This window comes from Prauserella sp. PE36, assembly GCF_003311655.1.
Lineage (GTDB): Bacteria > Actinomycetota > Actinomycetes > Mycobacteriales > Pseudonocardiaceae > Prauserella_A > Prauserella_A endophytica.
In genome coordinates, this window is the sequence record NZ_QEQT01000087.1 from 291890 (window position 1) to 312116 (window position 20227).

Annotated in this window: 22 protein-coding genes; 13 read left to right on the plus strand and 9 right to left on the minus strand. The window is 70.8% G+C overall.

From position 1 onward, the window contains the following. Positions 1-4: 4 nt before the first annotated feature. The 3 genes from hsaD to hsaB are packed head-to-tail and all read left to right on the plus strand — an operon-like array spanning position 5 to position 2276. Complete coding sequence (hsaD, locus tag DI005_RS26745) at positions 5-847, plus strand: 4,5:9,10-diseco-3-hydroxy-5,9,17-trioxoandrosta-1(10),2-diene-4-oate hydrolase (RefSeq protein ID WP_199543235.1); 843 nt, start codon at positions 5-7, stop codon at positions 845-847. Beyond that, positions 847-1746, plus strand: coding sequence for an iron-dependent extradiol dioxygenase HsaC (gene hsaC, locus DI005_RS26750; RefSeq protein WP_113644000.1), 900 nt, complete (start codon positions 847-849; stop codon positions 1744-1746). The genes hsaD and hsaC overlap by 1 nt, the downstream gene beginning before the upstream one ends. After that, positions 1743-2276, plus strand: coding sequence for a 3-hydroxy-9,10-secoandrosta-1,3,5(10)-triene-9,17-dione monooxygenase reductase subunit (hsaB, locus tag DI005_RS26755; protein ID WP_112267048.1), 534 nt, complete (start codon positions 1743-1745; stop codon positions 2274-2276). The genes hsaC and hsaB overlap by 4 nt, the downstream gene beginning before the upstream one ends. A gap of 39 nt (positions 2277-2315) precedes the next feature. On the opposite strand, the gene DI005_RS26760 is transcribed toward hsaB, so the two are convergent. Both DI005_RS26760 and DI005_RS26765 read right to left on the minus strand, forming a co-directional pair. After that, positions 2316-2741, minus strand: coding sequence for a type II toxin-antitoxin system VapC family toxin (locus DI005_RS26760; RefSeq protein ID WP_113644001.1), 426 nt, complete (start codon positions 2739-2741; stop codon positions 2316-2318). After that, positions 2738-2989, minus strand: coding sequence for a CopG family transcriptional regulator (locus DI005_RS26765; RefSeq protein ID WP_110338595.1), 252 nt, complete (start codon positions 2987-2989; stop codon positions 2738-2740). Before DI005_RS26765 ends, DI005_RS26760 begins: the two co-directional genes overlap by 4 nt. 87 nt (positions 2990-3076) lie before the next feature. On the opposite strand from DI005_RS26765, the gene DI005_RS26770 reads away from it, so the two are divergent. The 3 genes from DI005_RS26770 to DI005_RS26780 all read left to right on the plus strand — a co-directional run bounded on the left by DI005_RS26770 (position 3077) and on the right by DI005_RS26780 (position 4940). Continuing rightward, positions 3077-3820, plus strand: coding sequence for an SDR family oxidoreductase (locus tag DI005_RS26770; protein ID WP_113644002.1), 744 nt, complete (start codon positions 3077-3079; stop codon positions 3818-3820). A gap of 301 nt (positions 3821-4121) precedes the next feature. After that, on the plus strand, positions 4122-4508 hold the full coding sequence (locus DI005_RS26775; protein WP_147263914.1) for a WGxxGxxG family protein: 387 nt from the start codon (positions 4122-4124) through the stop codon (positions 4506-4508). A 135-nt stretch (positions 4509-4643) separates the two neighbouring features. After that, complete coding sequence (locus DI005_RS26780) at positions 4644-4940, plus strand: hypothetical protein (protein ID WP_112267045.1); 297 nt, start codon at positions 4644-4646, stop codon at positions 4938-4940. A 3-nt stretch (positions 4941-4943) separates the two neighbouring features. On the opposite strand, the gene DI005_RS26785 is transcribed toward DI005_RS26780, so the two are convergent. Continuing rightward, positions 4944-6107: a steroid 3-ketoacyl-CoA thiolase gene (locus DI005_RS26785; protein ID WP_113644004.1), complete on the minus strand. Its 1164-nt coding sequence runs from the start codon at positions 6105-6107 to the stop codon at positions 4944-4946. Between the two features lie 240 nt (positions 6108-6347). Here DI005_RS26785 and DI005_RS26790 point away from each other — a divergent pair, with 240 nt between their 5' ends. Beyond that, complete coding sequence (locus DI005_RS26790; RefSeq protein ID WP_112267043.1) at positions 6348-7574, plus strand: cytochrome P450; 1227 nt, start codon at positions 6348-6350, stop codon at positions 7572-7574. 263 nt (positions 7575-7837) lie between these two features. Here DI005_RS26790 and DI005_RS26800 read toward each other — a convergent pair whose 3' ends face one another. Further along, complete coding sequence (locus DI005_RS26800; protein ID WP_113644005.1) at positions 7838-8539, minus strand: NAD(P)-dependent oxidoreductase; 702 nt, start codon at positions 8537-8539, stop codon at positions 7838-7840. A gap of 72 nt (positions 8540-8611) precedes the next feature. Here DI005_RS26800 and DI005_RS26805 point away from each other — a divergent pair, with 72 nt between their 5' ends. Beyond that, a complete protein-coding gene (locus DI005_RS26805; RefSeq protein ID WP_199543236.1) occupies positions 8612-9265 on the plus strand; it encodes a TetR/AcrR family transcriptional regulator in 654 nt (217 codons plus the stop codon). Positions 9266-9326: 61 nt separating this feature from the next. Here the strand turns inward: DI005_RS26805 and DI005_RS26810 are convergent, their stop codons facing one another. Genes DI005_RS26810 through DI005_RS26820 form a run of 3 tightly spaced genes read right to left on the minus strand, consistent with a single transcriptional unit; the run spans position 9327 to position 12558 of the window. Then, a complete protein-coding gene (locus DI005_RS26810; RefSeq protein WP_113644006.1) occupies positions 9327-10493 on the minus strand; it encodes a thiolase domain-containing protein in 1167 nt (388 codons plus the stop codon). 3 nt (positions 10494-10496) lie between these two features. Continuing rightward, complete coding sequence (locus DI005_RS26815) at positions 10497-11552, minus strand: thiolase domain-containing protein (RefSeq protein ID WP_112267040.1); 1056 nt, start codon at positions 11550-11552, stop codon at positions 10497-10499. Between the two features lie 10 nt (positions 11553-11562). Beyond that, positions 11563-12558 (minus strand): Zn-ribbon domain-containing OB-fold protein, encoded by a 996-nt coding sequence (locus DI005_RS26820; protein WP_113644007.1) that lies wholly within the window; start codon positions 12556-12558, stop codon positions 11563-11565. 101 nt (positions 12559-12659) lie between these two features. Between DI005_RS26820 and DI005_RS26825 the strand changes: the two genes are divergently transcribed. Then, positions 12660-14234, plus strand: a complete 1575-nt coding sequence (locus DI005_RS26825; RefSeq protein ID WP_113644008.1) for an acyl-CoA synthetase — start codon at positions 12660-12662, stop codon at positions 14232-14234. A gap of 94 nt (positions 14235-14328) precedes the next feature. Here DI005_RS26825 and DI005_RS26830 read toward each other — a convergent pair whose 3' ends face one another. Then, a complete protein-coding gene (locus tag DI005_RS26830) occupies positions 14329-15117 on the minus strand; it encodes a crotonase/enoyl-CoA hydratase family protein (protein WP_113644009.1) in 789 nt (262 codons plus the stop codon). 59 nt (positions 15118-15176) lie between these two features. On the opposite strand from DI005_RS26830, the gene DI005_RS26835 reads away from it, so the two are divergent. Together DI005_RS26835 and DI005_RS26840 are read left to right on the plus strand one after the other, a co-directional pair. After that, positions 15177-16796 carry an acyl-CoA synthetase gene (locus DI005_RS26835; RefSeq protein ID WP_199543237.1) on the plus strand — a complete coding sequence of 540 codons (1620 nt, stop codon included), beginning with the start codon at positions 15177-15179 and terminating at the stop codon, positions 16794-16796. 13 nt (positions 16797-16809) lie between these two features. Beyond that, the gene (locus DI005_RS26840) at positions 16810-17922 is read left to right on the plus strand and encodes a nitronate monooxygenase family protein (protein WP_112267030.1); all 1113 of its coding nucleotides are present in this window, start codon (positions 16810-16812) and stop codon (positions 17920-17922) included. On the opposite strand, the gene DI005_RS26845 is transcribed toward DI005_RS26840, so the two are convergent. Next, on the minus strand, positions 17909-19156 hold the full coding sequence (locus DI005_RS26845) for an APC family permease (protein ID WP_113644011.1): 1248 nt from the start codon (positions 19154-19156) through the stop codon (positions 17909-17911). The genes DI005_RS26840 and DI005_RS26845 overlap by 14 nt on opposite strands. Positions 19157-19233: 77 nt before the next feature. Here DI005_RS26845 and DI005_RS26850 point away from each other — a divergent pair, with 77 nt between their 5' ends. Continuing rightward, positions 19234-19710, plus strand: a complete 477-nt coding sequence (locus DI005_RS26850; protein WP_233520323.1) for a hypothetical protein — start codon at positions 19234-19236, stop codon at positions 19708-19710. A gap of 20 nt (positions 19711-19730) precedes the next feature. Next, positions 19731-20183 (plus strand): SRPBCC family protein, encoded by a 453-nt coding sequence (locus DI005_RS26855; protein ID WP_113644012.1) that lies wholly within the window; start codon positions 19731-19733, stop codon positions 20181-20183. Positions 20184-20227: the final 44 nt, after the last annotated feature.

Sequence of the window (20227 nt, forward strand, 5' to 3'; positions counted from 1 at the left end):
GATCATGACCGAGGGTTCGTACGTCGAGGCGCGGCCGGGGCTGCGGCTGCACTACCACGAGGCGGGCGCCGAGCACGCCGAGACCGTGATCCTGCTGCACGGAGGCGGACCGGGGGCGTCGGCGTGGAGCAACTTCTCCCGCAACATCGGGGTGTTCGCCAAGTCGTTCCGCGTCCTCGCCGTCGACCAGCCCGGTTTCGGCCGCTCCGACAAGCCCACCGACCACCCGCACTACTTCACGCACAGCGCGAACGCCGTGGCGGGCCTGATGGACGCGCTCGGCATCGAGCGCGCGCACTTCGTCGGCAACTCGCTCGGCGGGGGAGCGGCGGTACGCCTGGCGCTGGACCACCCGGACCGCGCGGGCAGGCTCGTGCTCATGGGACCCGGCGGGCTGAGCGTCAACGTGTTCGCGCCCGACCCCACCGAGGGCGTGAAGAACCTCGCGAAGTTCGGTGGGGCGCCAAGCAAGGAGAGGCTCGAGGCGTTTCTGCGCGTGATGGTGTACGACCAGTCGCTCATCACCGACGAGCTGGTGGAGGAGCGGTTCGCCGCGGCGAGCACGCCCGAGTCGCTGGCCGCGATGGCGGCGATGGGCGCGTCGTTCGCCCGGCCCGAGACCTACGAGCAGGGCATGCTGTGGCGCGAGGCCCACCGGCTGCGCCAGCGCGTCCTGCTCGTGTGGGGCCGGGAGGACCGCGTCAACCCGCTCGACGGCGCGCTCGTGGCGCTGAAGACGATCCCGAGGGCCCAGCTGCACGTGTTCGGCCGGTGCGGGCACTGGGCGCAGCTGGAGAAGTTCGACGAGTTCAACAGGCTGGCCATCGACTTCCTGAAGGACGAGTAATGGGTATTCGCTCGCTCGGCTACCTGCGCATCGAGGCCACGGACATGGCCGCGTGGCGCGAGTTCGGCCTCAAGGTGCTCGGCATGGTGGAGGGCAAGGGCACCAACCCCGACGCCCTTTACCTGCGGATGGACGACTTCCCCGCGCGGCTGGTGATCGTGCCGGGCGAGACCGACCGGCTGGCGCAGGCCGGCTGGGAGGCCGCGAACGCCGCCGAGCTCGACGAGGTGCGGGAAAGTCTTGCCGCACACGGTGTTCCGTTCAAGGAGGGCACCGCCGAGCAGAAGGCCGACCGCGGCGTCTACGAGCTGATCACTTTCGACGACCCGTCCGGCAACACGCTGGAGGTGTTCCACGGCATCGCGCTGCAGCACCGCCGCGTGGTGAGCCCGTACGGGCACACGTTCGTCACCGGCGAACAGGGGCTGGGCCACGTCGTACTGTCCACTCACGACGACGAGGCCGCACTGCGGTTCTACCGCGACGTGCTGGGGTTCCGGCTGCGCGATTCGATGCGGCTGCCCCCGCAGCTCGTGGGCAGGCCCGCCGACGGCGACCCGGCGTGGCTGCGGTTCTTCGGCTGCAACCCTCGCCACCACAGCCTCGCGTTCCTGCCCATGCCGACACCGAGCGGGATCGTGCACCTGATGGTCGAGGTGGAGAACACCGACGACGTCGGCCTGTGCCTCGACCGCGCGCTGCGGCGCGAGGTGCCGATGTCGGCGACGCTGGGCAGGCATGTCAACGACCTGATGCTGTCGTTCTACATGAAGACGCCAGGGGGCTTCGACGTCGAGTTCGGCTGCGAGGGCAGGCAAGTCGACGACGAGTCGTGGATCGCGAGGGAGAGCACCGCGGTGAGCCTGTGGGGGCACGACTTCTCCGTCGGCGCGCGATGACCTCGGTGGCGCTGGACCCCGCGCGGTTCCGGTCGGTGCTCGGGCACTTCTGCACGGGCGTGGCCGTGGTGACGGCGTGCGACGGCGACGAGCCGGTCGGCTTCGCCTGCCAGTCGTTCGCGGCGCTGTCCCTGGACCCGCCGCTGGTGCTGTTCTGCCCGGCGCGGACCTCGCGCACCTGGCCCGTGATCGAACGGGCAGGCCGCTTCGCCGTGAACGTCCTCTCCGGTGAGCAGCGCGACGTGAGCGTGACGTTCGGCGCCCGGGGAGCCGACAAGTTCGCCTCGGTGGACTGGACGCGCGCGCCGAGCGGTGCCCCGCTGCTGACCGGTGCGCTCACGTGGATCGACTGCGCACTCGACGCCGTACACGAGGCCGGTGACCATCACGTGGTGATCGGACGTGTCACCGCGCTCGGTGAGGTCTCCGACGCCCAGCCGCTGTTGTTCTACCGGGGCCGCTACACGGTGACCGAGACAGAGGCCGTGGGGGAGCTGTTCACCTGGCCTCGCCCGGACGACTGGTTCTAGGCCCCGCCGCGGTGAAGGCCACCTTCACTGCGGCCGGGTCTAGCCCAGCTTGTGCACGCGCACGCCGTCGAAGCGCGTGAAGTCGGCGTCGAAGGACACCACCTCGGCACCGTGCTGGGCGGCGGTCGCCGCCAGGTGGGCGTCGTTGACCAGATTGCCCGCCGTGCCGGCCTTGCCCAGCAGCCCGCGCAGTACCCCGGCGTGCCGGGTCGTCGGCTCCACGAGCACCGCGCCGGGCTGACTCAGCCACGCCTCGACGGTGTCGAACGCGGTGTCCTGCGACAGCGGGCGCGGGAAGATGCCCGGATGGGTGCTGATGCGGAGGAACGCCAGCAGCACGATCCACGAGAAGCCCACGGTCTCCTCGCCGGAGAGCGCCTCGTCCAGCCACTCGCGGGCGGCCCGGTGCTGAGGGACGTCGCTGTTGACGGCGTAGAGCAGGACGTTGGCGTCGACGATCTTCATCGGCCCGTGGCGAGCTTGCGCTGCAGCTCGGCGTCCTCCAGGTCGGCGGCCACGCGCAGCGCGTGGTCGAGCGGCACGGTGGGGCCGCCCATCGCGAACGTGGGCGTGTGGAACCGCTCGCGGGCCGGCGTGCCCAGCGCAGAGCGCAGCGCGCTGTTGACGGCTTCCTTGAACGACAGCCCCCGCTCGGCCATCAGCTTGCGCACCAGCGCCTCGACGTCCGGGTCCAGCGTGATCGTCGTCCTCACCCCTGCATCATAGCATCAGCCCGGATGATGCTATGATGCGCGGATGTCTCTGTCGGTCACGGTGCGCACGTGGGGTATCAACGGCCCATGACTCACGAGCGGGTGGCAGTGGTGACGGGTGCGGGTTCCGGGGTCGGCAGGAGTGTGGCGAGGGCGTTGCTCGCGGACGGCTACCTGGTGGCGCTCGCGGGCAGGCGCGTGGATCCGCTCACCGAGACCGCGGCCGGCTCGGGGCTGGCGCTCGTCGTCCCCACGGACGTCACCGACGACGCGCAGGTCGCCGCGTTGTTCGCCGAGGTGCGCCGGAACTGGGGCAGGGTCGATGTGCTGTTCAACAACGCGGGCACGTTCGGCGCGCCGGGCGCTGTCGACACGCTGCCGGTGGAGGAGTGGCGCCGGACCGTCGACGTGAACCTGACGGGCATGTTCCTGTGCGCGCACCACGCGGTGCGGCTCATGAAGGAGCAGGACCCGAGGGGCGGGCGGATCATCAACAACGGCTCGATCTCGGCACATGCCCCGCGCCCGGAGAGCGTGGCCTACACCGCGACCAAGCACGCGATCACGGGACTGACGAAGTCGATCTCACTGGACGGCCGTGCGTTCGATGTCGCGTGTGGACAGATCGACATCGGCAACGCCGCGACGGAGCTGACCGCGGGCATCGCGACCGGGGCCAAGCAGGCCGACGGCAGCGTGCGGCCGGAGCCGACGTTCGACGTCGAGCACGTCGCGGAGGCCGTGCTGGGCATGGCGGCCCTTCCCCTCTCGGCGAACGTGCAGTTCCTGACGCTCACCGCCACCGCGATGCCGTTCCTCGGCAGGGGCTAAACCCGGCCCGAGCGCGGCCGCGTCGCAGGTGCACGAGTCGTTCTACAGCAGGAACTCGCGGATCTCGACGGGCTGGCGCGACCGGCTCGCGGACCGGCCCGGCCAGCACTACACCTCGGACGGCGATCCGGCGGCCGTGTCCTACCCCCGGAAGGCTCCGGCACACCCGCCCGGTTCGCGAGCACGGCGCAACCCTATTGAGTTGCTTCGGTCATCCGACCGGGTCACGTCGCGATTGTTCCGACCCAGCAGGGTAAGCCCTTCTCGTACGGAAACAACGGCTCCTCGGGGGTGATGGTCGGTGACGACGACACGGCGATGGCTGGCCGCATTGGGTGCGGCGCTGGTGCTGCCGGTGACCGCGGCGGCCGCCGCGCCTCAGCAGGGACCGGTGCAGGCTGCTCAGCAGCAGCCCGCCACGGACACGGACGAGGGTGGTGACGGTAATCCCGGGCTGTGGGGCCTGCTCGGCCTGACCGGCCTGCTCGGACTCGCCGGCCTGGTTCGGCGCAGGCCGGCACCGGTGGCCGCCGACCCACTGGCCGGCTATCCCGCCGCGCGGCAGCAGCCGGCGCCACACGGCGGGCCGGCGGGCTACCGCGCGGTACCGCAGGAAGCGCCGCCGCCCGCTGCGCCGGGCGACGTCCCACCCCACGCGCCCCAGTACCCGCCACCGCGAGAGTACTGAGCGGCGCCGGATCCGGTGGCGTGCGGGTGGAGGAGGGGCCCCGCGCGCCACCGGTCTGAAAAACCTCGCGTTGACTGCCTTCGCCGACCGGGCGCATGATCCGGTGCGCAGGGGGCCGGCACCGGAGGCACTGCCATGACTTTCATGCAACTCATCGAGTTCAGCACGTCGCGGTACGACGAGATGAACGAGCTCATGGAGAGCTGGATGCGGGAGACGGAGGGCAAGCGGACCGCCACCCACGCGGTGATGGGCAGCGACCGCGACCACCCGGGCACCTACGTCGAGCTGGTGGAGTTCCCGTCCTACGAGGAGGCGATGAAGAACTCCGCCCTGCCGGAGACGAGCAAGTTCGCGGAGAGGATGACGGCCCTGTGCGACGGCCCGCCCGTCTTCCACAACCTCGACGTCGTCAGGGACGAGAAACTGTAGCCCTCACAGGCGTTCGAGCACGGTGGCCGTGGACAGCGCCCCGCCTGCGCACATGGTCACCAGCGCCGTCGCCGCGTCACGCCGTTCCAGCTCGTGCAGCGCGGTGGTGAGCAGGCGCGTGCCCGTGCTGCCGACCGGGTGGCCGAGCGCGATGGCGCCGCCGTTGACGTTCACGGCTGCCGGGTCGGGCCCGTGCACCCGCTGCCACGAAAGGACGACGGAGGCGAACGCCTCGTTCACCTCGAACAGGTCGAGGTCGCCGATCGTCATCCGCGCCCGCTCCAGGACGCGCGCCGTCGCCTGCACCGGCCCGTCGAGGTGGTAGTAGGGCTCGGCGCCGACGAGCGCCTGCGCGCGCAGGCGCGCCCTCGGGCGCAGGCCGAGGGCGCGTGCCCGATCGGCTTCCATGATCAGCACCGCCGACGCGCCGTCGGAGATCTGCGACGAGGTGCCCGCGGTGTGCACGCCGCCCTCGAGCACGGGCCTGAGCCTCGCGAGCGCCTCGGTGCTGGTCTCCCGCAGCCCCTGGTCCCGGCCGACCAGCCGGGTCTCGCCCGTCGGCTCGCCGTCGTCGCCGAGTACGGGTGCCTTGACCGGCACGACCTCCCGGTCGAAGCGGCCCTCCGCCCAGGCGGTCGCCGCCTTGTGCTGGGAGGCGAGCCCGAACGCGTCGACGTCGGCACGGGTGAGCCCGCGCCGCTGCGCGATACGCTCTGCGGCCTCGTACTGGTTCGGCATGTCGATCGACCACGACGCCGGCCTCCGGGAACCCGCGTCCACACCCTGGTTGGCGCCCAGCGGCACCCGGCTCATCGCCTCGACGCCGCACGCGATGCCGATCTCGATCGCGTCCGCGGCTATGAGCCCCGCCACCAGGTGCGCCGCCTGCTGGGCCGACCCGCACTGGGCGTCGACGGTCGTGGCCCCGGTCTCCTGGGGCAGCCCCGCGTGCAGCCAGGCCGTGCGGGCGATGTTGCCTGCCTGCTCACCGGCCTGCGTCACGGTGCCCGCGATGACCTGTTCGACGAGGTCCGCACCGAGCCCGGCCTTCTCGACGAGCGCGGTCTGGGCGGCGCCGAGCAGCTCCGCGGCGTGCAGGCCGGACAGCCAGCCGTTGCGCCTGCCGATCGGGGTGCGCACGGCCTCGACGATGACGGGTACGCCCACGCTGGTCTCCTCGGTTCGGGGATGTCGCTCAAAACTAGAACACGTTCCTAAATCTGGCAACGCTCCGCGAGGTCAACCGCCATTTGGTGACCGATTGCGAAGGTGTTGTCTACCAGGAGTTTCAAGATCCTCATCGATCCAGTAAACATCGTTCACTAAAACCCTTCCCGTAGTTAACACCGTATGCTTCAATCAGGCTCTAGAACGTGTTCCACGACGCTGCTGTCGGAGGTACGGCGTATGAGCCCCTCGTTGCTCCCCACCGGATTCGACTTCACCGATCCCGACCTGTACGCCACCCGGCTGCCGCTGGAGGAGTTCGCCCTGCTGCGGCGCACGGCGCCGGTGTGGTGGAACTCCCAGCCCTACAACAAGGCGGGATTCAAGGACGAGGGCTTCTGGGTGGTCACCCGGCTCGAGGATGTCAAGGCCGTCTCCAGGGACAGCCAGCTGTTCTCGTCCCAGGAGAAGACGGCCATCATCCGGTTCGACGAGACCATGGACGAGGACGGCCTGAACGCCAACCGGCTCGTGCTGCTCAACATGGACGCGCCGCAGCACACCAAGCTGCGCCGCATCGTGTCCAAGGGCTTCACGCCGCGCGCCATCGGGAAGCTGGAGGACGCGCTGCGCGAGCGCGCCCAGCAGATCGTGCACACCGCCAAGGCCAAGGGCTCCGGGGACTTCGTCGCCGACGTCGCGTGCGAGCTGCCCCTGCAGGCCATCGCGGAGCTGATCGGCATCCCGCAGGAGGACCGGCTCAAGATCTTCGACTGGTCCAACCAGATGATCGGCTACGACGACCCCGAGTACGACGTGGAGCCGATCGCGGCCTCGGCCGAGCTGGTCGGCTACGCGTTCAACATGGCCGAGCAGCGCCGCCAGTGCCCGATGGACGACATCGTCACCAAGCTCGTCCAGGCCGATGTGGACGGTGAGTCGCTCGCGTCGGACGAGTTCGGCTTCTTCGTGATCCTCCTCGCCGTGGCGGGCAACGAGACCACGCGCAACGCGATCACGCATGGCATGAAGGCGCTCATCGACCATCCCGAGCAGTGGGAGATCTACAAGGAGCAGCGGCCCAAGACCGCGCCCGACGAGATCGTGCGCTGGGCGACGCCGGTGGTCGCGTTCCAGCGCACGGCGACCGCCGACACCGAGCTCGGCGGGCAGCACATCAGGGCGGGCGACCGTGTCGGCATGTTCTACAGCTCCGCCAACTTCGACCCCGAGGTGTTCGACGAGCCCGAGAAGTTCGACGTGCTGCGCGAGGACAACCCGCACGTCGGCTTCGGTGGCACCGGCTCGCACTACTGCATCGGCGCCAACCTCGCGCGACTGGAGATCGACCTCATCTTCAACGCGATCGCCGATGTGATGCCGAACATCCGGGAACTGGCGCCGCCCGAGCGGCTGCGGTCCGGCTGGCTCAACGGAATCAAGCACTACCAGGTCGCCTACGAGTGAGACGCTCCGCGCCGCGATCGCCTATCGCGGCGCGCCGCCCCTGCCCGACGGCGTCTGCGACCTGCAGTCGCGGCCAGGTCCGCCCGGTGTCGTGCGCTTCACCGGGTGGCCCGACCGCGTCAAGGACGTCGAAACCCGGTTGCCGCACAACGAGATCACCGAAATGGTGGCGCCCACGCGCCCACGCGCCCACGCGCCGGGTGGATCCAGCCGATCTGCCTGAGCGGCGGCCGCGCTATCCCGGTCATCCCCGGTCATCCCGACTATCCCGCCTGTGGGGAGCCGTCTTCGGCGTGGGCGAGCGCGCTGGGGGAGAGGCGGCCGACGATCGCGGGTGCCTCGCGCACGAGCGTGTCGTCGGTGAGCGCCTCCACCATGAACAGTGCGAAGTCCACGCGCCGCGTGAGGTTGCTCGCGAGCACCGGGTCGCCGACGTGGCGGCTCCAGACGGGCAGGCCCTGGCTCTCCCCCTCCTCGAGATCGCTGCCGCGGACGACGGTCCAGCGCCGGTCGCTGGCGAAGATCCGCCGGCACGCCTCGACCTGGTCGTCGATGTCAACGGCGCGCACCAGGCGGGCCAGCTTGGCGGCTATCCAGAGGGCCGTCCTGAACCGCCGGGAGTACCGGTCCTTTCCGTCCCGCGTGATGTGCCAGCCGCACGAGAAGACCAGGCGCGCACCCGGTTCGGCGTGGTCGAGCACCGCCTGCGCCGTGCCCGACGAGTACTGCCGCACGCCCCAGGGCACCAGCACGGTCAGCACGCCGTCGCACCCCGCGACCGCCTTCCGGATCACCTCCCGGTCGTTCGTCGGCCCGGGCACGATCGTGATCCGGTCGGCGACCGCGGCTAGCTTGCCCACGCTGCGTTCGCGGCACACGCCGACGACCTCGTAACCGCGGTCCAATGCGTGCCGGACCAGGTACTGCCCGAGCTTCCCCGAGGCACCGATGACGCAGATCCTCATGTCCCTGCTCCTTACTTACGGTGTAAGTCACGGTAGACTTACGCTGTAAGTCGCGTCAAGGAGGAAGCAGGCATGGGGCCGAAGCGGGAACCGCTGTCCCGGGAGCGGGTGGTCGCCGCGGCGATGGCGCTGGCCGACGAGAAGGGGGAGTCCGGCGTCACCATGCGGGCGGTGGCGGCGCGGCTCGGGGTCGAGGCGATGTCGCTCTACAACCACGTGGCGGGCAGAGAGGGCCTGCTGAACGGAATGGTGGACGCGGTGTTCGCCGAGATCGAGCTCCCTGCGCCCACCGCTGACTGGAAGACGGCCATGCGCGAGCGGGCGGTCTCGTCGCGCGCGGCGCTGCGGCGTCATCCGTGGGCCGTCGGGCTCATGGACTCCCGCAGGCAACCCGGACCGGCGACCCTGCGCCACCACGACGCCGTCCTGGGCGCGCTGCGCGCGGGCGGCTTCTCCGTAGCCATGGCCGGGCACGCCTTCTCGCTGATCGACAGCTACCTCTACGGGTTCGTCCTCCAGGAGCTGAGCCTGCCGTTCAACGACCATGCCGGGCTCGAGGAGGTCGCGGGCGACATCCTGAACGACCTCCCAGCCGGCGCCTACCCGCACCTCACGGAGCTAGCCACCGAGCACGCCCTCAAACCGGGCTACGACTACGCCGACGAGTTCGAGTTCGGCCTCACGCTGATCCTCGACGCGCTCCAACCCGACGAGCGTCCGCAGTGAAGGCCACCTTCACTGCGTTCAACGCAGGCAAGGTGGCCTTCACTGCGGCCGGGGTGTGCTGCTAGCTGCCCGGCTTGGCGGAGCCGACCACCCACATCGAGAAGTACTGCGAGCCGCCGCCGTAGGCGTGGCCGAGTGCCGTGCGGGCGCCGTCGACCTGGTAGTCGCCCGCCCGGCCCATCACCTGCTTGGCCGCCTCGGAGAAGCGCAGCATGCCCGAAGCGCCGATCGGGTTGGACGAGAGCACCCCTCCCGAGGGGTTCACCGGCAGCCGCCCGCCGATCGCCGTCTCGCCTGCCTCGGTGAGCTTCCAGCCCTCGCCCTCGGGCATGAAGCCGAGGTTCTCCAGCCACATCGGCTCGAACCAGGAGAACGGCACGTAGATCTCCGCGGCGTCCACTTCGGACAGCGGATCGCTGATGCCGGCCTCGCGCCACAGCGCCGCCGCCGCCTCCTGGCCCGCCCGCGGGTTCACCTGGTCCCGCCCGGCGAACGTCGTTGGCTCGGTGCGCATGGCCGTCGCGTGGATCCACGCGGCGCCACCCACGACGGCGTCGCCCGCAGCCTCGTCACCGAGGACCATCGCGCACGCGCCGTCGGAGGAGGGGCACGTCTCGTCGTAGCGGATGGGGTCCCACAGCATCTGCGACGCCCGCACCGACTCGACGGTGATGTCGGGCTGACGCAGGTGCGCGAACGGGTTCAGCGCGCCGTTGCGCCGGTCCTTGGCCGCGACGATCGCGCCGACGTGCTCGGGGGCCCCGGAGCGGCGGATGTAGGAGCGAACGTGCGGCGCGAAGTACCCGCCCGCACCGGCCCCCACCGGCATCTGGAACGGCGGCAGGATCGACAGCGCCCACATCGCGTTGGACTCGGACTGCTTCTCGTAGGCCACGGTCAGCACCCGCCGGTGCACGCCTGCCTGCACGAGGCTCGCCGCGACCAGCGCCGTCGAACCGCCCACAGAGCCCGCGGTGTGCACCCGCAGCAGCGGTTTGCCGTTCGCGCCGAGCGCGTCGGCGAGAAACAGCTCCGGCATCATCACGCCCTCGAACATGTCGGGCGCCTTGCCCACCACGACGGCGTCGATGTCCGGCCAGTCCACCCGCGCGTCCTCCATCGCCCGGTCCACGGCCTCCCGCAGCAGCCCTGGCATCGACACGTCGGTGCGCTTCGCGCGGTGGTGGGTCTGTCCCGTGCCGAGCACGGCGGCGAGTTGCTTGCCCACGCCCTAGCCCCTTTCCAGTACTGCCACGAGGTTCTGTTGAAGGGCCGGCCCGCTCGTCGCGTGCGCTAGCGTCCGCCGTGCGTTGCCCGCGAGGATCTGCCTGGCCGCCTCGCCGATGCGCACGAGCCCCGCAGAGAACATGGGGTTGCCGGTGAGCGCCCCGCCGGAGGGGTTGATCCGCACCTGCTCGCCGAGGCCCAGTGCGTCGCGCACGATCAGCTCCTGGTGGGTGAACGGCGCGTGCAGCTCGGCGATCTCGACGTCCGGGCTCGCCCCCGCCGCGCGGCCCGCCGCCGTGGTCGAAGGGGAGCGGGTGAGGTCGCGCGCGCCGAGGCCGGGGGAGTCGACGCGGTGGTCGATGCCGGTGATGACGGCGGGTCGCTCCGCGAGGTCGCGGGCCCGTTCAGCGGAGGCCAGCACGATCACCGCGGCGCCATCGGTGACGGGCGCGATGTCGTGGGCCCGCAACGGATCCGCGACGAACGGAGTGTCGAGAAGCGCGGCGGCGTCGGTGTCGCCGGCGAGCTGGGCGAACGGGTTGCCCGCTGCGTCGCGCCTGCTGCGGGCGGCGACCTCGGCGAGGTCCTTCTCGCTCCACAGCCCGGCCTCCATGCCCAGCCGGGCCTGCAGGCCGGCCAGCGAGATCGAGTCCGGCCACAGCGGCGCGACGACGTACGGGTCGAGCTGCAGTGAGAGCACGCGGCGCAGCTGCCCCGCCGAGGACTTGCCGAAGCCGTACACGAGCGCGGTGTCGACCTCGCCCATGCGGATCTTCAGCCACGCCTCGTAGAGTGCCCAGGCGGCGTCCATCTCCACGTGTGACTCGTGGATGGGCGGGAAGGCGCCGATCGCGTCGATCGCGGCGATGAACGAGAAAGCCCTGCCTGCGAGGTAGTCCGACGAGCCGGAACACCAGAACCCGATGTCGCGTTTGGACAGCCCGGTCTGCTCGAAGACCTCCTTGAAGATCGGCACGAGCATCTCGACTCCGTTGGTGGTGCCCTGGGTTCGCCGCACGCTCGGTGACTGCGCGAACCCGACCACCGCCACGTCTGTCATGGCGTACTCCTCACAAGTGGTGGGCGAAGGACTCGTACGGCGCGTCGGGCTCGCCCGTCGGCTCGAAGTGCGCGACGTTCTCGAGCGTCGTCGACCACTCCTCGCGGGGCTTCCACGCCGCCCGCACCCGCATGCCCATGCGCACCTCGGAGGCCTCGCAGCCGAGTACGAGGTGCAGGAAAGCGATGTCGGCCCCGTCGAGCAGGATGTAGGCCGCGACGTACGGCGGTTTGATGCGCTGGCCGAGGAAGGGTACGTTGACGATGCAGAACGTGGTGACGATCCCGGTGTCGGGCAGCTCCACCTCGTCGGTGGTCGGCACGCCGTCGGTGGGGCACGCGCCGCGCGGCGGGACGTAGACCTTGCCGCATGCGGGGCAGCGCTGGCCGAGCAGCCTGCCCTCGGCGAGCCCGCGGAGGTAGCGGCTCTCCTCTGGCGACGCGGAATGCATGTAGTGCAGGTGGATCGGCGTGATGACCGTGCTCACCGGCTCGCCCTCGGCCCGCTCGGCCACGGGTGGCGGGGGAGGGGCGGGCGCCGGGTCCTCCGGTGGTGAGTCGACGCTGACGAAGCACACGATGTCTCGGATGTGGCCCACGGTCTCGTCCGCCCAGCGGGCCTTCACGCGCATACCGGTGCTGATCCTGGAGGGCGACCCGGCGTCGACGGCGTGCAGCAGGCACGTGTCGGCGCCGTCGAGCCGGATCAGCGCCCACGCGAAGGGCCGCTGGAGCGGCTGTCCGTCCAGCGGTTCGGCGACCCACGACCAGGACACGACGGTGCCCTCGTCGCCGACGTCGGTGAAGTCGGTGAGCGCGCGGGCGGTGTCCGGGTCGTACTCGACGGGCGGTACGTGCACGCGGCCGTCGTCGCCTCGCACGCCCACCACGCGCCGCTCGCGCAGAGCGTTGACGAAGCGCCCGAGGACGGGGCCGACCGAACGGGTGTAGTCGAAGCCCACGTCGAGCGGAGCCGACAGCGGGGTCTCGGTCTCGGCGGCAGTCACGCACAGAAGTGAAACACGTTCTCGTGATCTCGGCAAGCAGTGGCTGGCTTGTGTAGCAGCTTGTTCTTGCCCAATAGTGGAACGCGTTCTAGATTCTCGGTATGCCCACAACTGCTGTTCCGGCAACGGACACCATCGGCCTGTGGAACCTCGCCGCCGCGCGGCCCGACCTCGTCGCGGTGGTGGATCCCGACGGCACGGAGGTCACCTACGGTCAGCTGGCCGGCAAGGCCAACGCCTACGCCAGGGGGCTGCAGGCGCTGGGGCTGGAGACCGGCGACGCGATCGTGGTGCTCCAGCCGAACGGCTCCGAGCTGCTCGCCGCCTACTTCGCCGCGATCCAGTCGGGGCTCTACGTCGTGATGGTCAACTGGCATCTCGTGGGGCCCGAGGTCGCCTACATCATCAGCGACTCCGGGGCCAAGGCGTTCCTCGCGCACGAACGGTTCGCCGACGTCGCCGTGGCGGCAGCCGACGAGGCGGGACTCGCGGCCGGCGCGCGGTTCGCGGTCGGAGCCGTACCGGGCTTCCGCGACGTCGCCGAGCTCGCCGCGGCGGGCGGCGAGGGGCGTCCGGAGCGCAGGACCGCGGGCTCACCGATGCTCTACACGTCGGGCACGACCGGCCGTCCCAAGGGCGTGCGCCGACCGCTCACAGGTGCCGATCCCGACGACGTCCCCGCCGCGTCGACGTGGTTCTTCGGCATCTTCGGGCTCAAGCCGTTCGATGGGCACGTGCACCTGTGCGGCTCCCCGCTCTACCACACGGCGGTCCTCAACTTCGTCGCGATCTCCATCCAGCTCGGGCATCCGGCCGTGCTGATGGACCGCTGGGACCCGGAGCAGATGCTCGCGCTCATCGAGCGGCACCGCGTGACGCACAGCCACATGGTGCCCACGCAGTTCCGCAGGCTGCTGGCGCTGCCGGAGCACGTGCGCGAGCGCTACGACGTGTCGTCACTGCGAAACATGATCCACGGAGCCGCGCCGTGCCCACACGAGGTGAAGCGGCGGATGCTGGACTGGTGGGGGCCCGTGGTCACCGAGTACTACGCGGCCACCGAGGGCGGGGGCACCGCGATCAGCGGCGAGGAGTGGCTGCGCAAACCGGGTTCGGTCGGCAAGCCGTGGCCGGGCTCGACGATCAAGGTGCTCGACGACGACGGCGCCGAACTGCCGCCCGGCGAGGCCGGGACCGTCTACATGCGCATGGGCGACTCGTCGTTCGAGTACCACAAGGACAAGGCGAAGACCGAGAAAGCCCGCGTTGGCAACCTGTTCACGCTCGGCGACGTCGGCTACCTCGACGAGGACGGCTACCTGTACCTGCACGACCGAAAGAACGACATGATCATCTCCGGCGGGGTGAACATCTATCCCGCCGAGATCGAGAACGAGCTCGTGCTGCACCCGAAGGTCGCCGACGTGGCGGTGTTCGGCGTGCCGCACGAGGACTGGGGCGAGGAGATCAAGGCGGTGGTCCAGCCTGCGGAGGGCGTGGAGCCCTCCGACCGGCTCACCGAGGAGCTGCTGGAGTACGCGCGCGGCAGGCTCGCCAAGTTCAAGCTGCCGCGCAGCATCGACTACGCCGAGGCGCTGCCGAGGGACCCCAACGGCAAGCTCTACAAGCGCAAGCTCCGTGACCCCTACTGGCAGGGCCGCGAACGCTCCATCTGACGCCGCCCTCACCCGCCCCGTCCGCAGTGAAGGCCACCATGCCTGCGTTCAACGCAGTGAAGGTGGCCTTCACTGCGGGTGAGGGGGCTCCGGGTCAGCGGCCCTGGAAGTTCGGTTTGCGCTTCTCGGCGAAGGCGCGCGGGCCCTCCTTGGCGTCCTCGCTCGCGAAGACGGTGACGCCGTACTGGGCGTCGAGCTTGAACGCCTCCTCCTCGTGCATGCCCTCGGTGTCGCGCATGGTCCGCAGGATCGCCCGCACCGCGAGCGGACCGTTCGCGGCGATCGTGTCCGCGATCTCCAATGCCTTCTCGAGCGCGGTGCCGTCGGGGACGACGTGCCCGACGAGGCCGATCTCCTTCGCCTCCGCCGCCGTGAGGTGCCTGCCGGTCAGCAGGATCTCCGCCGCGAGCGTGTACGGGATCTGCCGGGGCAGCCGAACCGCCGAGCCGCCGAGCGGGAACAGCCCCCAGCGCGCCTCCGACACGCCGAACTTGGCGCTCTCCCCGGCGATCCTGATGTCGGTGCCCTGCAGGATCTCGGTGCCGCCCGCGATGGCGGGCCCCTCGACCGCGGCGATCAGCGGCTTGGTGAGCCTGCGGCCCTTGAGCAGGCCGTCGATGCGGCTCGGGTCGAACGTGCCCTTCTCGAACGCCGTCGACGGGGTGTTGCGGCTCATCGACTTCAGGTCCGCCCCCGCGCAGAACGCCCCGCCCGCACCGGTCAGCACACACGTGCGGATCTCCGGATCGTCGTCCACCCGGTCCCAGGCGTCGACCATGATCGCCAGCATCTCACCGGTGAGGGCGTTGCGGGCCTCGGGCCGGTTCATCGTCACCACGAGCGTGTGCCCGCGTTGTTCCACCAAAGCGTGCGCGTCGGTCATCGCTGCCTCTCCTCACTGGAGCATTGCCGAAAACGATAACATGTTCTAGTTTGTTCCACGTGGCTCTCAACATCGCGGATCTGCTCGAGCACGCCGTCGACGCCGTGCCGGATCGCACCGCGGTCGTCTGCGACGGCAGGTGCCTGACCTACGCGCAACTGGACGAGCGGGCCAACCGGCTCGCCCATCACCTCGCCGCAAACGGGATCGGCAAGGGTGACCACATCGGCGTCTACTCCCGAAACTCCATCGAGATGATCGAAACGATGTTCGCGGCGTACAAGCTCCGCGCCATCGCGATCAACGTCAACTACCGGTACGTCCACGGCGAGCTCGCCTACCTGTTCACCAATGCCGACCTGGTCGCTCTCGTGCACGAGCGGCAGTACTCCGACAGGGTCGCCGCCGTGCTTCCCGAGGCGCCCGAACTGAAACACGTTTTAGTCGTCGAGGACGGCAGCGACGCCGATTTCACCGCGCACGGCGGCATCGCCTACGAGGACGCGCTGGCTCAGGAGTCGCCGGAGCGCGACTTCGGCGAGCGCAGTCCCGACGACCTCTACATCCTCTACACCGGCGGCACCACCGGGTATCCGAAGGGCGTGATGTGGCGCCACGAGGACGTCTGGCGGGCCCTCGGCGGCGGCATCGACTTCGTCACCGGCGAGTACGTGCCCGACGAGTGGGCGATGGCGGAGCAGGGCAAACAGGGAGCGCTGGTGCGCCTGCCCGCGGCGCCGCTCATCCACGGCGCGGCCCAGTGGGCGGCGTTCGGAGCGATGTTCGCGGGCGGGACGGTGGTGTTCGTGCCGCAGTTCGACGCGCACGAGATCTGGCGGGCCGTCGAACAACACCGAGTCCAGGTGCTCACCATCGTCGGCGACGCCATGGCGCGCCCGCTCATCGAGGCCTACCGCGAGGGCGGCTACGACGCCTCCTCGCTCGTCGCCGTGTCCAGCCACGCGGCCCTGTTCTCCCAGTCCGTCAAGCAGGACTACCTGAACACCTTCCCGAACGTGGTGCTCACCGACGCGATCGGCTCGTCGGAGAGCGGCTTCACCGGCATCGGCATGATGGCCAAGGACGCCGACCACTCGGCAGGGCCCAGGGTCAACTTCGGCAAGGACGCGATCCTGCTCGACGACGACGGCGCGGTCGTGAAACCCGAGCCCGGCGCGATCGGCCGCATCGGCAGGCGCGGCCACGTCCCGCTCGGTTACTACAAGGACCCCGCGAAGAGCGAGACGATCTTCGTCGAGGCGGACGGCGTGCGCTACGTCGTGCCCGGCGACTACGCCCGGTACGAGGCGGACGGCACGGTCACGCTCCTCGGCCGGGGCTCGCAGTGCGTCAACACCGGCGGCGAGAAGGTGTTCCCCGAGGAGGTTGAGGGCGCTCTCAAGTCGCACCCCGACGTCTTCGACGCGCTCGTGATCGCGGTGCCCGACTCCCGGCTCGGCCAGCGCGTCGGCGCCGTCATCCAGCCGAGGCCGGGCGTCACCCCCGACCTCGCGGCGCTCGAGGCCCACGTCCGCACCGAGATCGCCGGATACAAGGTGCCCCGCAGCATCTGGGTCACCGACGAGATCGGCAGGCTGCCCAGCGGCAAGCCCGACTATCCGTGGGCCCAGCGATACGCGGCCGAGCACGAGCCGGCCGTCGACCTCTTGAAAGCCTAGGAGGAAGCCAGGAATGCGCACCGCGCTGTGCGACACGCTCGGGATCGACCTGCCGATCGTCGGGTTCACGCCGTCGGAACACGTCGCCGCGGCGATCAGCAGGGCAGGCGGGCTCGGCGTGCTCGGCTGCGTCCGGTTCAACGACGCCGCCGAGCTCGACAAGGTCCTCCACTGGATGGACGCCAACACCGGCGGCAAGCCCTACGGCGTCGATGTGGTGATGCCCTCCAAGATCCCGACGGAAGGCAGCTCGGTCGACCTCACGAAGATGATCCCCGACGAGCACAAGGCCTTCGTCGAGCGCACGCTCGCACAGCTCGGCGTGCCGGAGCTGCCCGAGGGCACCGACGAGCGTGCGGGCGTGCTCGGCTGGCTGCACTCGGTGGCACGTTCGCACGTGGAGGTGGCGCTCGAGCACCCGATCGCGCTGATCGCCAACGCCCTCGGCTCACCGCCCGGGGACGTGATCGCGCAGGCCCACGAGCACGGCGTGCCCGTCGCCGCGCTCGCCGGCAAGGCCGAGCACGCGGTCCGGCACGTCGACAACGGCGTCGACTTCGTGGTCGCGCAGGGCTACGAGGCGGGAGGGCACACCGGCGAGATCGCCTCGATGGTGCTGCTGCCCGAGATCGTCGACGCCGTCGGGGACCGGGCGCCAGTGCTCGCCGCGGGCGGCATCGGCACCGGAAGGCAGGCCGCCGCCGCGCTCGCGCTCGGCGCCTCGGGCGTGTGGACGGGCTCGCTGTGGCTCGCCACCAAGGAGTACCTGGAGACGATGCCGGAGTCGGAGGCCATGCAGCGGGCGCTGGTGGGCGCGACGTCGTCGGACACGGTCCGCACCCGCATCTACACCGGCAAGCCCGCCCGGTTGCTCAAGACGCGCTGGACCGAGGCGTGGGCGGCACCCGACGCCCCGGAGCCGCTGCCGATGCCGCTGCAGAACCTGCTCGTCGCGCCCGCGCACGACCGGATCCACGCGGCCGCCGACCCGTCCGTGGTGTCGATGCCGGTGGGCCAGATCGTCGGCAGGCTCTCCGAGGTGAGGGCGGTCGCCGACGTGATCGCCGAGCTGACCGGCGACTTCGACGCCGCGGTCGCCCGGCTCGACGGCATCAGGACGGCCTGAGCGCCCCGCGCAGGAGGTACGCCACGGCGCCGGTGGCGAGCACGACCGCACCGGCCAGCACCGACGACAGGGGCAGGCTGAGCGCCAGCACCACGCACCCGAGCAGGCCGACCGCCGGCACGATCCGGCCGCGGCCCAGCGTCCACGCGCTCGCGTTGGCGATCGCGTAGTAGGCGAGCACCGCGAACGAGGAGAAGCCGATCGCGTCGCGCAGGTCGGCGACCGACACGAGCACCGCCACCACGACGCCCACGGCCAGTTCGGCGTGGTGGGGCACCGAGAAGCGCGGGTGCACGGCGGCGAGCGTGCGGGGCAGATGGCCGTCGCGGGCCATCGCGAGCACGGTCCTCGACACGCCGAGCACCAGGGCCAGCAGTGCGCCGAGCGCGGCCAGCGCGGCGCCGGCCCGCACCACCGGAGCCAGCCACGGCCACGACGTCCCGGCCACCGCGTGCGCCACCGGGTCGGTCGCGGCGGCCAGCGCAGATGGCCCGAGCACGAGCAGCAGCGCCGTGGCCACCGCCGCGTACACCACCAGCACGATCCCGAGCGCGAGCGGCACGGCCCTCGGGATCGTGCGCTGGGGATCGCGCACCTCCTCACCGAGCGTGGCGATCCGCGCGTAGCCCGCGAACGCGAAGAACAGCAGCCCCGCCGACTCCAGCACCCCGGGTGCGTCCGTGCCGGGGAACGGCGCGAGGCGCTCACCGCTCGGGTCGCCGGTCAGCAGCATCGCCGCGACGGCCGCCGCCAGCACCAGCAGGCTCAGCGTCACCAGCACGGTCGCCGCGGCCGTCGAGCGCTGCACGCCCCGGTAGTTCAGCGCCGTCACCGCCGCGACGGCCGCGACCGCGACGACGCCGCGCCACGGCTGCTCCACCCCCGGCGCGACGTAGAAGGCGACGGTCAGCGCCATCGCCGCGCAGCTCGCGGTCTTGCCGACCACGAAGCCCCAGCCTGCCAGGTGCCCCCAGAACGGGCCGAGGCGCTCGCGGCCGTAGACGTACGTGCCGCCCGAGGCCGGGTACCGGGCGGCGAGCCGCGCCGAGGACGACGCGTTGCAGTACGCCACCACCGCGGCGACCGCGAGCCCGAGCAGCAGCCCGCTGCCGGCCGCGCCCGCGGCGGGGGCGAACGCCGCGAACACACCGGCGCCGATCATCGAGGACAGGCCCACGACGACGGCGTCGCCCGTGCTGAGCCTGCGGGCCAGCCTGCCCGGTTCAGCGGTCATGCCGTGCAACCTAACTTGTCCCCGGTTACGTCTTCCCGACCAGGAGATGACCGATGAACGGAAAGGGGAGATTCGTCGTGAGGTGGAAAGAGACGATCATCGGCGCCGGCGCGGCGCTGGTGTTCGCCACCGCGTGTGGCGAGCAGCCGGCGGCTCCGCAGGCACCCGCGGAGTCTCCTCCGGCCTCCCAGGAGCTCACCAAGGTGCCCGGCCGCAAACCGGCCGAACCGCCCGCCCAGGACCAGGGCGGATCGGTGCCCGCCGCGCAGATCGACAGCGGCGCGCTGCCAAGGGGCTACCCCGTCGACGTGTCGAGGGGGAAGGGCGGCAACACCCTCACGATCGTCGGCCAGGAGGGCGGATGCAGCCAGGCGAGCGCGGAGGTCGGCGAGCAGCGCGGCGACCGCGTCACGGTCACCATGGTCGAGACGAAACCCGCGGACAAGAACACGATGTGCACGATGGACATGCGCTACCCGCCCATCACCGTCCGCCTCGACGAGCCGCTCGGCGACCGGCTGCTGGTGCTGAAGTACGCGCAGCGCACGGAGTGAACACCGTTTAGGGTGACGCCATGACACGTCGTCAGGTCTCCGTCACCACCACGGTCGCCGCCACGCCCGAGCAGATCTTCGACCTGCTGACCGACCCGGCCAAGCACCCGCTGCTCGACGGCTCCGGTACCGTCCAGGCCGCTCACGGGAGCAACCCGGACCGGCTGGAGCTCGGGTCGAAGTTCGGCATGGACATGAAGATGGGCGCCCCGTACAAGATCAAGAACACGGTGGTCGAGTACGAGCGGAACCGCCTCATCGCGTGGCGGCACTTCAACGGGCACCGCTGGCGCTGGGAGCTCGAACCGGCCGGCGAGGGCAGGACGACGGTGACGGAGACCTTCGACTGGTCGACCGCGCGTATCCCGTTCCTCATCGAGCTCGCCCGGTTCCCCGCCAGGAACAAGGCCGCCATCCGCAGGACGCTGGACCGCCTGGCGGAAATGTTCGGCGAGCAGTCCCGGCTGCAGTGAAGGCCACCTTCACTGCGCCCGCCCGTCTCCCACCGCCGCCCAAG

Coding starts and splice junctions, on each gene's coding strand:
- hsaD (WP_199543235.1), top strand. CDS start 5: ATGACCGAGGGTTCGTACGTCGAGGCGCGGCCGGGGCTGCGGCTGCAC.
- hsaC (WP_113644000.1), top strand. CDS start 847: ATGGGTATTCGCTCGCTCGGCTACCTGCGCATCGAGGCCACGGACATG.
- hsaB (WP_112267048.1), top strand. CDS start 1,743: ATGACCTCGGTGGCGCTGGACCCCGCGCGGTTCCGGTCGGTGCTCGGG.
- DI005_RS26760 (WP_113644001.1), bottom strand. CDS start 2,741: ATGAAGATCGTCGACGCCAACGTCCTGCTCTACGCCGTCAACAGCGAC.
- DI005_RS26770 (WP_113644002.1), top strand. CDS start 3,077: ATGACTCACGAGCGGGTGGCAGTGGTGACGGGTGCGGGTTCCGGGGTC.
- DI005_RS26780 (WP_112267045.1), top strand. CDS start 4,644: ATGACTTTCATGCAACTCATCGAGTTCAGCACGTCGCGGTACGACGAG.
- DI005_RS26790 (WP_112267043.1), top strand. CDS start 6,348: ATGAGCCCCTCGTTGCTCCCCACCGGATTCGACTTCACCGATCCCGAC.
- DI005_RS26800 (WP_113644005.1), bottom strand. CDS start 8,539: ATGAGGATCTGCGTCATCGGTGCCTCGGGGAAGCTCGGGCAGTACCTG.
- DI005_RS26805 (WP_199543236.1), top strand. CDS start 8,612: ATGGGGCCGAAGCGGGAACCGCTGTCCCGGGAGCGGGTGGTCGCCGCG.
- DI005_RS26815 (WP_112267040.1), bottom strand. CDS start 11,552: ATGACAGACGTGGCGGTGGTCGGGTTCGCGCAGTCACCGAGCGTGCGG.
- DI005_RS26825 (WP_113644008.1), top strand. CDS start 12,660: ATGCCCACAACTGCTGTTCCGGCAACGGACACCATCGGCCTGTGGAAC.
- DI005_RS26830 (WP_113644009.1), bottom strand. CDS start 15,117: ATGACCGACGCGCACGCTTTGGTGGAACAACGCGGGCACACGCTCGTG.
- DI005_RS26840 (WP_112267030.1), top strand. CDS start 16,810: ATGCGCACCGCGCTGTGCGACACGCTCGGGATCGACCTGCCGATCGTC.
- DI005_RS26845 (WP_113644011.1), bottom strand. CDS start 19,156: ATGACCGCTGAACCGGGCAGGCTGGCCCGCAGGCTCAGCACGGGCGAC.
- DI005_RS26855 (WP_113644012.1), top strand. CDS start 19,731: ATGACACGTCGTCAGGTCTCCGTCACCACCACGGTCGCCGCCACGCCC.